This is a genomic window from Cronbergia sp. UHCC 0137, from assembly GCF_034932285.1.
Taxonomy (GTDB): Bacteria; Cyanobacteriota; Cyanobacteriia; order Cyanobacteriales; family Nostocaceae; genus Cronbergia.
Window position 1 is genome coordinate 71,454 of sequence record NZ_JAYGHC010000024.1, and the last position, 12,952, is coordinate 84,405.

General features: G+C 38.6%; 14 protein-coding genes, 1 tRNA gene and 2 pseudogenes. 9 read left to right on the forward strand and 8 right to left on the reverse strand.

What is annotated here, in order from left to right; translation table 11 throughout:
- Nucleotides 1–241 precede the first annotated feature (241 nt).
- Nucleotides 242–505: a hypothetical protein gene (locus VB711_RS14350; RefSeq protein ID WP_323286766.1), complete on the reverse strand. Its 264-nt coding sequence runs from the start codon at nucleotides 503–505 to the stop codon at nucleotides 242–244.
- Between the two features lie 138 nt (nucleotides 506–643).
- Nucleotides 644–2,257: a mechanosensitive ion channel family protein gene (locus tag VB711_RS14355; protein ID WP_323286768.1), complete on the reverse strand. Its 1,614-nt coding sequence runs from the start codon at nucleotides 2,255–2,257 to the stop codon at nucleotides 644–646.
- A 222-nt stretch (nucleotides 2,258–2,479) separates the two neighbouring features.
- Here VB711_RS14355 and VB711_RS14360 point away from each other — a divergent pair, with 222 nt between their 5' ends.
- Both VB711_RS14360 and VB711_RS14365 read left to right on the forward strand, forming a co-directional pair.
- Nucleotides 2,480–3,421 (forward strand): transposase, encoded by a 942-nt coding sequence (locus tag VB711_RS14360; protein ID WP_323286770.1) that lies wholly within the window; start codon nucleotides 2,480–2,482, stop codon nucleotides 3,419–3,421.
- A gap of 399 nt (nucleotides 3,422–3,820) precedes the next feature.
- A complete protein-coding gene (locus tag VB711_RS14365) occupies nucleotides 3,821–4,630 on the forward strand; it encodes a hypothetical protein (RefSeq protein ID WP_323286771.1) in 810 nt (269 codons plus the stop codon).
- A gap of 56 nt (nucleotides 4,631–4,686) precedes the next feature.
- On the opposite strand, the gene VB711_RS14370 is transcribed toward VB711_RS14365, so the two are convergent.
- Both VB711_RS14370 and VB711_RS14375 read right to left on the reverse strand, forming a co-directional pair.
- A complete protein-coding gene (locus tag VB711_RS14370; RefSeq protein ID WP_323286772.1) occupies nucleotides 4,687–5,004 on the reverse strand; it encodes a helix-turn-helix transcriptional regulator in 318 nt (105 codons plus the stop codon).
- Between the two features lie 14 nt (nucleotides 5,005–5,018).
- Complete coding sequence (locus tag VB711_RS14375; RefSeq protein WP_323286773.1) at nucleotides 5,019–5,351, reverse strand: type II toxin-antitoxin system RelE/ParE family toxin; 333 nt, start codon at nucleotides 5,349–5,351, stop codon at nucleotides 5,019–5,021.
- A gap of 156 nt (nucleotides 5,352–5,507) precedes the next feature.
- On the opposite strand from VB711_RS14375, the gene ahcY reads away from it, so the two are divergent.
- From ahcY to VB711_RS14400, 5 genes are all read left to right on the forward strand, one after another.
- Nucleotides 5,508–6,785, forward strand: coding sequence for an adenosylhomocysteinase (gene ahcY / locus VB711_RS14380; RefSeq protein WP_323286774.1), 1,278 nt, complete (start codon nucleotides 5,508–5,510; stop codon nucleotides 6,783–6,785).
- A gap of 394 nt (nucleotides 6,786–7,179) precedes the next feature.
- A complete protein-coding gene (locus VB711_RS14385; protein ID WP_323286776.1) occupies nucleotides 7,180–7,509 on the forward strand; it encodes a XisI protein in 330 nt (109 codons plus the stop codon).
- Between the two features lie 229 nt (nucleotides 7,510–7,738).
- The gene (locus VB711_RS14390; protein WP_323286777.1) at nucleotides 7,739–8,314 is read left to right on the forward strand and encodes a hypothetical protein; all 576 of its coding nucleotides are present in this window, start codon (nucleotides 7,739–7,741) and stop codon (nucleotides 8,312–8,314) included.
- Nucleotides 8,315–8,667: 353 nt separating this feature from the next.
- Complete coding sequence (locus VB711_RS14395) at nucleotides 8,668–8,889, forward strand: AbrB/MazE/SpoVT family DNA-binding domain-containing protein (protein ID WP_148766509.1); 222 nt, start codon at nucleotides 8,668–8,670, stop codon at nucleotides 8,887–8,889.
- Nucleotides 8,886–9,293 (forward strand): type II toxin-antitoxin system death-on-curing family toxin, encoded by a 408-nt coding sequence (locus VB711_RS14400; protein WP_323286782.1) that lies wholly within the window; start codon nucleotides 8,886–8,888, stop codon nucleotides 9,291–9,293. The genes VB711_RS14395 and VB711_RS14400 overlap by 4 nt, the downstream gene beginning before the upstream one ends.
- Nucleotides 9,294–9,598: 305 nt before the next feature.
- Here the strand turns inward: VB711_RS14400 and VB711_RS14405 are convergent.
- Nucleotides 9,599–10,213, reverse strand: a pseudogene (locus VB711_RS14405) (ISAs1 family transposase); the annotation flags it as partial.
- Between the two features lie 244 nt (nucleotides 10,214–10,457).
- Complete coding sequence (locus tag VB711_RS14410) at nucleotides 10,458–10,748, reverse strand: hypothetical protein (protein WP_323286783.1); 291 nt, start codon at nucleotides 10,746–10,748, stop codon at nucleotides 10,458–10,460.
- Here VB711_RS14410 and VB711_RS14415 point away from each other — a divergent pair.
- Nucleotides 10,744–10,944, forward strand: a pseudogene (locus tag VB711_RS14415) (IS630 family transposase); the annotation flags it as partial. The gene VB711_RS14410 and the pseudogene VB711_RS14415 overlap by 5 nt on opposite strands.
- Before the next feature lie 104 nt (nucleotides 10,945–11,048).
- Here the strand turns inward: VB711_RS14415 and VB711_RS14420 are convergent.
- Nucleotides 11,049–11,133, reverse strand: a tRNA-Ser gene (locus VB711_RS14420).
- A gap of 391 nt (nucleotides 11,134–11,524) precedes the next feature.
- Here VB711_RS14420 and VB711_RS14425 point away from each other — a divergent pair.
- Nucleotides 11,525–11,989 carry a response regulator gene (locus tag VB711_RS14425; RefSeq protein WP_323286784.1) on the forward strand — a complete coding sequence of 155 codons (465 nt, stop codon included), beginning with the start codon at nucleotides 11,525–11,527 and terminating at the stop codon, nucleotides 11,987–11,989.
- Nucleotides 11,990–12,070: 81 nt separating this feature from the next.
- Here VB711_RS14425 and VB711_RS14430 read toward each other — a convergent pair.
- The coding region (locus tag VB711_RS14430) for a hybrid sensor histidine kinase/response regulator (RefSeq protein WP_323286785.1) at nucleotides 12,071–12,952 on the reverse strand (882 nt) is incomplete at its 5' end.

The following is a 12,952-nucleotide window of genomic DNA, read 5'->3' on the forward strand; positions in this document are numbered from 1 at the left end:
GGGGCAGAAGGCAGGGGGCAGAAGGCAGGGGGCAGAAGGCAGGGGGCAGGAGGCAGGGGGCAGAAGGCAGGGGGCAGAAGGCAGGGGGCAGAAGGCAGGGGGCAGAAGGTAGGGGGCAGTCAACAGTCAGCTTTTCCCTTTTAGTATGGGTTCAAAATTTCAGTCTGATTCCTCGATTTATTCAGGAAATCTGAGAAATTCCCAGCCGGTGACTGGGAATATGGTCTATGATTAGTCGAAATTAGGCGGCTTCTCGTAGTTTTGTTGGCATAGTAAGTTCTGGAAAAGGAAGGGAGAGTTGTTCTGTTGGAGGTACTGCGGCTTGCTCTAAAACCCTTACTTCAATGTTGACACTGACTAAATATGTGCCTGTATCCGCGTTGACTGCTTCAGCAATTAATTTGGCTATTTCTGGACGTTTCGCAGTTAAGGGATCACGTAAAATATATCTATCCCATTCGTGCTTCGCTGTGGGGTTGAGGTTGAGGATGTAATGTTTCATCATAGTAATAACCTAAGAATACATTTTCCAGAAGTCTTTTAGAGCAGTTGGGTCTATAAAAACTATTATAGTACAAATGTACTGCTTCGACAAGATATTTAGAGAAATCCTGCCCTTATGGGTTTAAGCAGGAAGGAAGTATTAGTAATGGTTATTATTTTGATGGGATTCTTTGAGTAATGGGACTGAATTGACCCAAATGGACTGTTGGGGTAAGGGGATAGAGAATCCGGCTTGGTCTAGGGTGATTTTGAGACGACGACGATATTCTCGCGCCACATCCCATTGTTTGAGGGGTTGGGTTTTGATCCAGACGCGAATCATCATACCGCGATCGCTAAAATTATCAATTCCCAAAATACTGGGTTTTTCGATGATTTGGCGTTGCCATAGAGGATCTTGTCCCATATCTAAGGCTACGGTTTCAATGATTTTTAACGCCTCATCTATGTCAGCTTGGTAGGAAATGGGGATGGTTAAATCAGCCCTTGACCAGCGACTGGAGAGATTGGCGACAATTTTAATTTCGCTGTTGGGGATGGTGATTAAGCGTCCTTCTCCATCCCGTAACTGAGTCATCCGCAGATTTAGATTTTCCACTAATCCACCGACATCACCCACATTGATCACATCACCAAGGGCATACTGATCTTCAAGGATAATTAAAAAGCCGTTAATTGCATCTTTAATTAAGTTTTGGGAAGCTAGAGACACGGCCACACCGACTAAACTAGCCCCAGCGAGGAGAGGGACAATATCTATACCCAAAGCTATTAATGCTACCAAAATGCCAGTTCCGACCCAGATAATAGTAGAAATACTTTTGGTTACGCCGGAAAAGGTAGAAACTCGCAGTTGTAGGCGTTCTGATGTTTCTGGGGTGAGTAGAGCCCCTCCGCTAACGATGGTGGATGTGAAGTGATTAATTAAGGCGTAAGTAAACCGGATGGCCACATAAGTTCCTAAGACAACGACACCCAAGCGGATAGGAATTTGAGCAACGGTGAGAATACCTACTTGAAAGGCTCGCGTGTAGGGAAACAGACCTAAAATTAAGAAGCTGCCACTTCCCCAAATCCCTGATTGGGCTAGTTGAAATAATCTTTTTTTGACTTCGGAAAGATGTTCTTCTTGTTGTTGTTTGAGTAAGGTGGTGATTGGTTTGCTGGCTGGTAAATTGGGGGGAAGGGAATTTTCTGCTTCTTTACTTAAACGTCGTTGCCAGGAACGTATACCCCAACTCAAGATTAACATTGCGACTACGCTACCTGCGGCAATTTGACCTTGCTGAATTAAAAACCTAGTTTGTCGTTCTTTTTTGGCTAATGGGAGGTTGTTTTGTAGTGTGTCACTGATTTGATTAGCTAAGACTAAGGGGTTTCCCTGGGGTGCATCTTCGTAGGTAATCGTCATCAGGTATTGGTCGTTGACGTAGATGACTGGTAATGCGTTTAAGGTGCGGATTTCAACTTTGACTTCTTTGGCGGATGTTTGGAGATAATTATGGGTAATGGCTTGTAAATTCTGTTGAATGTTTTGTATTCGTTGGGGAAAGTTGTTTTTCGAGGCAGCGATCGCAAATAAACGGCGACCATCTAAATATATCCAGCCTGTGATGATTTTGTTATCTACTTGATTGGTTAAATTGTTGGGACTGGGGGGATAGGATAAAAAAGGAATCTGGGCTGTAACTTTGGTTGCAGTGCCAACGGCTATTACCATTGTACCTGCGATCGCCAAAAATTGAACTAACAATCAACTACCTCCTTGGGCAATTCACAAGGTTGGTGATGAGTTTACCAGAGAAGGATGAAAAAACAAAAAGCTAGATAGGGTGTTAATATTGCTTATAGGTCAGGTGAAGGTACTATAAACTAGCAAATAACTATATTATGAGCAAATATGGTTGGTTGTCAAAATAAGCTACGAGAAACGTGAGATATTTTTATAAGTTTTAGGATATTTACTTATTTCTCTATGAACAATCAACCAAACTCAGACTATGACAGTGCGTGGAAAGAGGCGATAACAGTTTACCTTGAACCATTCATTGAATACTGCTTTCCAGAAGTCTATCAAGACATTAACTGGGAAAAAGGCTATGAAACTCTAGACACAGAATTACAAGAACTGATCCGAGACTCAGAAACAGGAAGACGTTTAGCTGATAAACTCCTGAAAGTCACTCTCCGTAACGGAGAAAACGCTTTAGTCCTGATACATATAGAAATTCAAGGACAAGAACAAGCTGACTTTGCCGAAAGGATGTATATTTATAATCATAGATTATTCGACCGCTACTGCCTAAAAGTTTTTAGTTTTGCAGTATTAGGAGACGACAACCCCAACTGGCGACCAACATCTTATAGTTATAGTGCATGGGGATTTGAAAGTCACTTACATTTTCCTAGCATCAAACTATTAGATTATAGCAATGATGTTTTAGAACAAAGCAATAACCCCTTTGCTATTATTATTATAGCCCATTTGCAAACCCAAGCTACTCAAGGTAACGCACAACAGAGATTTCAGTTCAAATCAAATCTAGTTAGACGACTTTATCAATTAGGTTATACAGGAGAACAAATTCGCCAATTATTCCGGTTTATTGAATGGATCATGACATTACCGGAAACACTACAATTTCAATTCAAAACAGAATTAAATCGTTATGAGGAGGAAAACCGTATGCCTTTTTTAACCAGTTTTGAAATTGATGGAATGTTGAAAATGGGGCATGAAAATGTAATTCAAATCCTAGAAACACGATTTGGAAATTTATCAGATAACCTAAAAAATCAGATAAATTCTCTCAAGGATTTAGATTTTCTAAAAAGTCTTGTAAAACAAGCAGTTACAGTTGCTTCATTAGAGAATTTTGAAGAATTACTACAACAACAGAATCGAGTAGAAAATTAACAATATGCTGTATTTTTGATTGTAGTAGTAGAGATATTCCATGGAACGTCTCTACGATAATTTATTTCAACGTGATATAGAATGATTTAAGATTGGTTCTTCAGTACCTAATAACCTAAGTTGCTAGTTAGATCAAATTAAGGTGCGTCAGAAACTTAAAATTAGTGATTTTAGCCTAAATTATTCTGTCTGACGCACCCTACACATTACAAAATATCCGCAAAATTAATAACTAGCAACTTGAGTTAATATGCAAAATCTAGGCAAAAAAACCAGAAATCTTAATCTGTATAAGAAATGAGGCAAAATTTCTAACAATATTACAAAATATTGTCTCTTTCCCCTGTTACCTGTTACCTGTGAACCATATTTAGAAACAATGTTTTTGATAAATTTCCTATGTCTCGACCATCTTTTATGATTTTTGCTCAAAATTACCTTTCTGTACTACTTAGTAATTACGGTAATATTTTCCTGAATGAACCTATTCCCCGCGACCCTAAATTGAGAGTTTATAAACATCCTTCTCGATTTGGTTGGGAACGTACATACATAGAAACACTCCTTACTAATAACCCTCGTATATTGGTTAGTCCTGAAGTGGTAGCGGAAGCAAAACTGGTAGATGTATTGTTTGAACCTGATATCAATAAATCTAGGACATCCTTGGGATTATTGGGAGAACTTACTTCGACTCCCTGTATTATTCAACCTCTACGCTGGACACCAGACGCACAGGAAGTACGAACCTGTATCAGTCATTTTTTAACGTGGACAAGTGAAAGTCATGGCGGAATTATTCCTGTAAATGAAACTTTGAAAGATACAGATCAGGAAGAATCGGAAGAGGATGAGAATAAAACCCAATTGATCATCGTTCCCTCTATTTTTCCTGACCATTTTCAAGGGTTTGGAGTCAAGCCATCTGCTATAAATATTCCAGGTGTTTATAATTTGCCTCCAATTTTTTGTACTAATATTGTTGTTATAAGTGAATTGCCTGTAGATGTTTCAACTCTCTGGCTGAGGATTTTAGGACGCGGAAAAACTCAAAGACAAGCGATAGTGGAACTTTTTAATTCAGCTATTGATGATCCACTTTATAGTTTAGCTCGCCAACAATTACAACAATGGTATCAATTTTTATTACAAGGTCAGATGGGTAAGGAATCTAAGGTGTTGATGCAAACTTTGGCTTCATTGATTTAATCAATTACACTCACTGCTATTTATGAATATACAGTTTCGCAATAACTCTCTAACACTCATCCCTGAACACTAGCAATTATTTGGCCAATATCCTGGGGAGTTGCACCAGTAGCTAACATTGCACGTATTAATAACTCAATGGAAACAGAATCATCTCCATTTTCAGCATTAGCAATTCTGGGTTGGCTAGAATGAATTTTATTAGCTAATTCAGTCTGAGTCATTAAATTTTGTCTTCTTACTTTCAAACTGCGACTGAGAGCTAATTTAATTTCTACTAATGCTGCTTCTTCTGGGGTTAATTCCAAAAATTCTGTCACTGTGCCAATTTTCCAACCTTTAGCTTCTAGACGTTCTCTCTTTAATTTATCCATAAAATTTTATCCTCTCAATCTCTGTCATATTTACTTAATCGTTTTTTGCAGGTATCAATTACACTATCTGGTGTTTCTCTAGAAGTTTTGTTAAATACTTCCACAATTAATATTGCATCGTCGTCAATTCTATAAATAATTCTCCAATTTTTATCTATATCTCTGATCCTTAATTCATGACAGTGTGGTCCAATATTTGGCATTGGTCGTGAATGAGGCATTTCTAAATTTTCACCTTGCTGTAATTGCCGCAGTAATACACCAGCTTCTATTCGTGCTGTGTCTGTGAATGGTGGAGTTTTCACTTGTCCATGCAACCAAACTAGGGGTTTATTAGTTTGCTCCATATTTTTACTATATCAAATCTGATATATTTTCGTATATAATCCTTGAAAAATTACCTTGGCTGATATTTACCAGAAAATATGGCTACTTGTCAGAAAATATTGTTAAAGTACGTGAAGGTTTATAGACCTGTTTCATTTTTTAAAGGATAATTTTTCATGACTGCAACTACTCCCAGATTAAAGCACGAGGTTAAAGACCTCGCTCTCGCTCCCTTGGGAAGACAACGGATTGAATGGGCTGGACGAGAAATGCCCGTATTGAAGCAAATCCGCGATCGCTTTGAGCAAGAAAAGCCCTTTGCTGGATTGCGCCTTGTTGCTTGCGCCCACGTGACCACAGAAACAGCACATTTAGCGATCGCTCTTAAAGCCGGTGGTGCTGATGCTGTATTGATTGCTAGTAACCCCTTATCAACTCAAGATGACGTAGCTGCAAGTCTTGTAGCTGATCATGAAATTTCCGTATTTGCTCAAAAAGGCGAAGATAGCGCCACCTATAACCGCCACGTGCAAATAGCCTTAGATCATCGCCCCAACATCATTGTTGATGACGGTAGCGACGTGGTAGCAGAATTGGTTCAACATCGTCAACACCAAATCGCAGATTTAATTGGTAGCACCGAAGAAACCACCACTGGGATCGTGCGGTTACGCGCCATGTTTAACGAAGGCGTTCTCACCTTCCCTGCGATGAACGTCAACGACGCAGACACCAAGCACTTCTTTGATAACCGCTATGGTACTGGTCAATCTACCTTAGATGGGATTATCCGCGCTACAAATATTTTGTTAGCTGGTAAGACTGTTGTGGTTGTCGGTTATGGCTGGTGTGGTAAGGGAACAGCCCTCCGCGCCCGTGGGATGGGTGCAAACGTCATTGTCACCGAAATTGACCACATCAAGGCAATTGAAGCCGTTATGGATGGTTTCCGTGTGCTACCAATGGCGGAAGCAGCACCTCACGGTGATATCTTCATTACTGTGACAGGTAACAAGCACGTCGTTCGGGGTGAACACTTCGATGTGATGAAAGACGGTGCGATCGTTTGTAACTCTGGTCACTTTGATTTGGAACTTGATTTGAAATACTTAGCCGCTAATGCTAAGGAAATCAAGGATGTCCGTCCTTTCACTGAAGAGTATAAATTGACAAATGGTAAATCCGTTGTTGTACTCGGACAAGGACGTTTGATTAATTTGGCTGCTGCTGAAGGACACCCCAGCGCAGTTATGGATATGAGTTTTGCTAACCAAGCTTTGGCTGTTGAATACCTGGTGAAGAATAAGGGTAGTTTAGCTGCTGGTTTGCACTCTATTCCTAGAGAAGTGGATGAAGAAATTGCTCGTTTGAAGTTGCAAGCTATGGGCATTTTCATTGATAGTTTGACAGCAGATCAAATTGACTATATCAATTCTTGGCAGTCTGGAACGTAAATCATTTAGTTGATTTTTTGGGGATAGGCTTTTGGGCTTATCCCTTTTTTTTCTCTCGCAGAGGCGCAGAGACGCAGAGAGAGGATAGAATGAGAATTGGTTTGTTTAGATTACAAATATTTTTTGTCTGAATCAGGATGCTCAGGATTAGAGGATTTACAGGATTTTGTATGAATATTTATCTGGTAATATTTCCGATTTTAAAGATTAATTTTCTCTTCATCCTGTACATCCTTAAATCCTGGAAATCCTGATTCAGACAGTAGGGTGTGTTAGCGAAGCGTAACGCACCAAAATTGATTAAATTTAATCTCATGAATTAATTTTATTTACGTCGCGCTCTTAATGCACCCTACGAATTGATATTTGAAGCTATTAAACAGGAGATTGTTTTATGGAAGGAATGAATTATCCTGAATTGGTAAAAACTGTATTAGCAAGACATACAGAAAATCATGCTTCCAACGGAACAGAAAAGGAGTTAATTTTTGATTCTGAAAGAAATAGTTATTTAGTAGTTCATGTAGGATGGGAAAATAATGAAAGGGCTTATGGGACAATTATTCATGTAGATATTAGAGATGGAAAAATTTGGATTCAGAGAGATTTTACTGAGGAAGGTGTAGCTAGTGAGTTGGTGGATTTGGGAGTACCAAAAACGGATATTGTTTTAGGTTTTAAGCCACCTTATATGAGACAGTTTACTGATTTTGCAGTGGGTTAGGATTTAAGGATATAACCTATCTATACCTCATCAAACTATTTAGTGTTTTTATCATACCGCGAAGATGTTTGATTTTGCATTGTTCTTCATACAGAAGATATTTTAAAAAATCAATAATAACCCAAGTTGCTAGTTATGGGGAAGAGCGGTTGCCCTTGCTGGACTTTGTGAATGCAGTGGGTCAATAAAGTAATAAAATCCCCTCCAGAAAGAAAAAGAGGAGGGGTGTATGTTAAACGAAATAATTGCCATATATGCTATCACAGATGACTTATTGAAAGCGATTGGGCATAAAGAAGATAGTCGGAGAGTGGTCAGTGATGCAGAAATTATCACAACGGCTGTGTGTGCAGCAATGTTTTTCAGTGGCAACCATAGTAAGGCTTGCAATTATATGAAAGAACATGGTTTGATACCGAATATGTTAGATAAATCACGATTTAATAGAAGATTGCACGGAGTTTTCATGTTAATGAACGATTTATTTCATCAAATGGGAATGATACTTAAAGAAATCAGTAATGATACAGAGTATCTTTTAGACTCATTCCCTGTGCCAATGTGTGATAGTATTCGTATTTTTAATGTCAAGTTAATTGAGTCAGAGCAGTATAGAGGTTATATTGCTTCCAAGAAAAGATACTTCTATGGTGTGCGAGTTCAATTATTAACAACCAAAACAGGAATTCCTGTGGAATTTGTGTTATTCCGATCTATGAACGATAGTAAGCACGTCAACAGTTTTGACTCTCAACAGGGTTTTCATGCTGTTGAACTAAAACGGCATCTCCCTCATCCGTACTAGAATGCAAAGTATACAGTTACAGATCCTAAATTTGAAGTACCACCGAGTCGTGTGGGGATATGGCGATGCCTTCGGCGTATCCCTGACGGGACTGAAGGAATAGAGAGCGTAGCGATCGCCAGACATTTTGATCCAGCAGTTGGTAAGCAGTTACAAATAATCTGGAAATTTAAGCGGGAATAATTAATTCAACAATTTTATAGTTAACGCGCTATTTGAATGGGGCGAAGCGATCGCTGATTGCGGTAATAGCAGCAAACTAACATTTTAAAAATTATCAGAACTAAACGTTGCAACATTTGTAGTAACAAGTGTTAGCATGAAACAAAATCAAACCTTGAGAAACAGCCATCATGCTACTCAACGTCAAAAAACGCGGTAACTCCCTCAGCGTCATCATTCCCAAAGAAATCGCTGCTAACCTGAATATTGACGACGGTGACAATATTTATTTGACCAAAACCCCCAACGGTTACGAAATCACCGCCTTCGATCCCGACTTTGCTAAAAAAATGGAAATTGCAAGGCGTGGCATCAAAAAATATCGTAACGCCCTGATCGACCTCGCCAAATGACAGAACCATACTGGCTCAACGAAAAGGAAATTATCGCAATTCATGGCGAAATCCTTGCCGAATCTGGCGGAGTGCTGGGCATCCTCAACACAGGCGCACTAGACTCAACCCTCCACAAACCACAAAACCTCTACTATTACAGCGAGCAAACCGCGACCCTCTACCAACTCGCTGCCGCCTATGGCTATGGACTAATCAAAAATCATTGCTTTATCGATGGCAACAAACGCATCGCCCTCATCGCCGTCTATACCTTTCTCGCCCTAAATGGTATTGAATTAATCGCCTCAGAAATTGAAGCCGCCCGTTACTTTTGGCAACTCGCCGCCAGCCAGCAAAGCCAAGACATCGAAATGCAAAACCTCGCAGATTGGCTACAAATCCATAGCCAGCCAATTGGCTAAACAAAACACAACCTTTCATCACCACTCAGGGGAAACGCATCTAAATTATCTTGACAAAATACTATATTAGTGCATCAATTTGGAAAAATATGTCATTTCATTCAAAATCTGATAAATTCCTTTATTAGTATCCTAAAAATTTAATAAATTTAGAGTAATTATTTATTTTTGATGATGGATTTATTTTGTTCAGTTCTATATATTAATAGCTATATTTTTTGACATCAAAAATCTAGATTCTATTGCAGAATCAATAGAAAAATAAATCGTTTATATTTATGTGTATCTATCTTTTCTGATTTTCATCAGATACATTCTAAAATCTTTTCTAAATATTCATCATCCCATCCTGCACAAAAACGCTTACTTTTAGTTCCTAGTTTTTGGCTCTTTTCTTTTCCTAGAAGATTAACTGCTATATGACGTAGAACTGCAAAGTTTTGCGGTGCATTATCCTTTCTTATCCGACAATCATCCTCTCTAAAAGCTACATCCAACACCCAATGTAATGAGTTTAAATAATGACGGATTTCTTCTCTTCCATGTTCATCTTCTTTTGTACTGAATTTACTATGTTTGAATCCATCAAATCCTTTGGCTATAGCATCTTTGAATGCTTATTCCACATTTTTATATAGATTGCCTTGATTCTTTTTTAGTGCAATAATATATTCACCTGACTTCTCTACAATTGATTTAACTATCTCTTTTTGACATCCCATCGCATCAATCGTTACTAAACATCCGGCTATATCTAATACTTTAATTAATTCCGGTATTGCTGTTATTTCATTTGACTTTTCTTCTACCTTGCATTGTCCTAATACTAGGCGATTAGTAGTTGCCCATGCACTTACCATGTGGATGGCTTTTTTATTCTTTCCCTTATCATAGGAATGCCTTAATGTTTTCCCATCTATTCGATAGGGGTGATTTTTCCATTTTTGCTGCTGAACTTGAGGAATTTTACCCTGTAGCTTCATCCACTCTGCTGATATTTCCTGCCAATGTACTTCTATCCACTTGTGGGGAAGCTCTGGTGGCCTGGGTAACTTATTCGCTTTTTCAAAACCAAATTTTAAAAAACTCTCTTTCTCATGATTTGAGAGAGAGTCTATATAGTCTGAATAAGTCTGTATAGTCTGAGGAGAATTGGAATCCTTGCTAGAACTGGGTTTTGGCGATTGATTTTCGCATTTTTGAGACTGTTGTCTCATTTCTGAGACTAAATACACCATTGAGGTTACGAATACTGATACCTTGATCTTGAAAGTCGAACAATTCAAGCTCTTGGAATTTAGCGATCGCTCTGTAGAATGTAGCTTTACTTACTTTGCACTCCGTCATTACTACTAAGGTGTCAATATCCTGATCACCCCTAAACATGGAAGTTGGTGAAGCAGCGCGGTCTTGAGGGTTTCCCCCATGAGCGACTGCTGAACCCGAAGGGCTCAATATCGCTGAAAACGAACTGTCCGCAATGACTCGGCAATGCTTAGATCGTCGGATTCCTGATATTGAAACTTTAGAACAAGAAACAACGGCTTGGTACACTCAGCGCAATCATTCACAAAAATCTGTAGATTGGCAGTTCACAACAGCGGATGCCCGTATCCGTCTCAAGCGTCTTTATCCACAAATAGAAAATTGACAGACCACTAGGTCAGCATCACAATATATGTAAAAATTATGGAATATAAAAATTCCATTTGTATTGAAAAAATATGTATATATTCTTACTTGGTATTGATTAAACGGAGAGGGGGGGATTTGAACCCCCGTTGAGTTACCCCAAAACGCATTTCGAGTGCGTCACCATCAACCACTCGGACACCTCTCCAAACTAACTTATCAACTTTTTAGTTGTAGCGATAACTATTATAACATAGATATGAGAATTTACATTTAAAATTTTCAAAGAGTTTTATCTAAAAAAAATATCAAGGCATAATCTCATACTCAGCAATCTTTTTAGGTGTCAATCCTGTATATAAAAAAATATATTATTTTCCATACAATAGGGATAATACTGTACTTAAATATTTTATTTTTATCTATAAATTTATTATGAAGTAATTAGGAAAATATTCTGTAGTTTTGCATATAATCAAAAGGTGTCTGTTAGAGCTAATCAGTTTAGAGGTTTTTAACTGGGTGCAAGCGAAAAAAGAGCTAGTCCCCTGTTCTCACCAGCAAGACGACGAATCGTAATTTAATCTTCTGGAGAAGAGATGTATCTGGCACATTCATTCATGAGTGATGAAAAGAGACAAAGCACTCGTCAACCTTTGATTTTAGTAGTAGAAGATCATGAAGATAGTCTACTGTTAATTAGTTATGCCCTTGAGTCAATTGGGTGTAAATTTATTGGTCAAACAAATAGTTCTACAACAGTAATAGTGGCAAAAGAATATCAGCCAGATTTGATTTTATTGGATATTTTTTTGCCTGGACTTAGTGGTATAGATGTTGTGCGTCACCTGAAGCAAGAACCATTGACTCGCCATATTCCAGTAGTTGCTGTTACGGCTTTAGGTGGTGTGGAGGAGCGAGAACGTATTATGAAAGCAGGTTTTAATGACTACATCAGTAAGCCTTATATGCTTGAGGATTTAGAGGCCATTATTCACCGATTACTGGATGGGAAATTCGAGCCTTGCTGGGTTCAGGTGACAGGTGACGGGGGTAGGGATTAGGTAAGTAGACGGCTATGTAAAAAACTGTAAATTACCGAAAAACATTGGGATTGTCGGGTTCGACTTCTCTCCCAGACGTGATCAGATTTTCTTGGGTAATTGGACTGTAAATGTACTGCCTTTACCTCGTTCTGAGAAAACTTCTATTTTGCCATTTTGAGCTTCTACAATACATCGAGATAAGTGTAGACCTAAACCACTACCTGATCTTTTATTTTTACCTTGACGAAATCGCTCAAAAATAGTTGTTTGATCTTCGGGAGCAATTCCATAACCTGTATCAGCTACTTCAATGATTACTGTATCTTGATCTGTGGTTGATGTTTCACTAATCCGAACTTCGATGCTACCTGTATCTGTAAATTTAATGGCGTTACCAACTAAGTTACTTAACACCCGTCGTAGTTCTAGCCGATCGCCTAATGTTATACCAGGATCATTTTCTAATTGATTTAATTGATGGGTATCTAATTTCAAAGTCAACCCTTTTTCACTAGCTAGGGGAATTAGTTCGCTGACTACCTCTTGGGCTATTTCTTTTAAATCACATTTTTCTAGGTTTAAGGTTTTTTTATCGGCTTCAAAACGATAGACTTCGAGTAATGTGTTGACCATTTGCATTAAGTTTTGGTTACTGCGAATCATCACAGCGATCGCTTGTTTCATTGTGGGAGAAATTTCGCAAAATGCCTCCTGTTGAAACAAACTCAGCATCCGATCTGCTGCTACAAGGGGGGTTCGCAGATCATGGGTAAGACGAGAAACAAAATCTTCTCGCTGACGAAGCATTTTTTCTTGTTCGTCAATACTGTGCTTGAGACGTAAGAGCGATCGCACTCGTGCTAGTAATTCATCTGTATCAAATGGTTTGCGAATGAAATCATCTGCACCAGCATCCAACCCTTTAACTACACTAGACTCATGAAAGGCTGTAATTAACAAAATTGGAATATAGCTCAAATT

Bases quoted from the DNA above. Each gene is read 5' to 3' on its own strand.
- VB711_RS14370 (WP_323286772.1), bottom strand. From the start codon at position 5,004: ATGGATAAATTAAAGAGAGAACGTCTAGAAGCTAAAGGTTGGAAAATT.
- VB711_RS14400 (WP_323286782.1), top strand. From the start codon at position 8,886: ATGACAGAACCATACTGGCTCAACGAAAAGGAAATTATCGCAATTCAT.
- VB711_RS14375 (WP_323286773.1), bottom strand. From the start codon at position 5,351: ATGGAGCAAACTAATAAACCCCTAGTTTGGTTGCATGGACAAGTGAAA.
- VB711_RS14350 (WP_323286766.1), bottom strand. From the start codon at position 505: ATGATGAAACATTACATCCTCAACCTCAACCCCACAGCGAAGCACGAA.
- VB711_RS14425 (WP_323286784.1), top strand. From the start codon at position 11,525: ATGTATCTGGCACATTCATTCATGAGTGATGAAAAGAGACAAAGCACT.
- VB711_RS14390 (WP_323286777.1), top strand. From the start codon at position 7,739: ATGTTAAACGAAATAATTGCCATATATGCTATCACAGATGACTTATTG.
- VB711_RS14385 (WP_323286776.1), top strand. From the start codon at position 7,180: ATGGAAGGAATGAATTATCCTGAATTGGTAAAAACTGTATTAGCAAGA.
- VB711_RS14395 (WP_148766509.1), top strand. From the start codon at position 8,668: ATGCTACTCAACGTCAAAAAACGCGGTAACTCCCTCAGCGTCATCATT.
- ahcY (WP_323286774.1), top strand. From the start codon at position 5,508: ATGACTGCAACTACTCCCAGATTAAAGCACGAGGTTAAAGACCTCGCT.
- VB711_RS14365 (WP_323286771.1), top strand. From the start codon at position 3,821: ATGTCTCGACCATCTTTTATGATTTTTGCTCAAAATTACCTTTCTGTA.
- VB711_RS14360 (WP_323286770.1), top strand. From the start codon at position 2,480: ATGAACAATCAACCAAACTCAGACTATGACAGTGCGTGGAAAGAGGCG.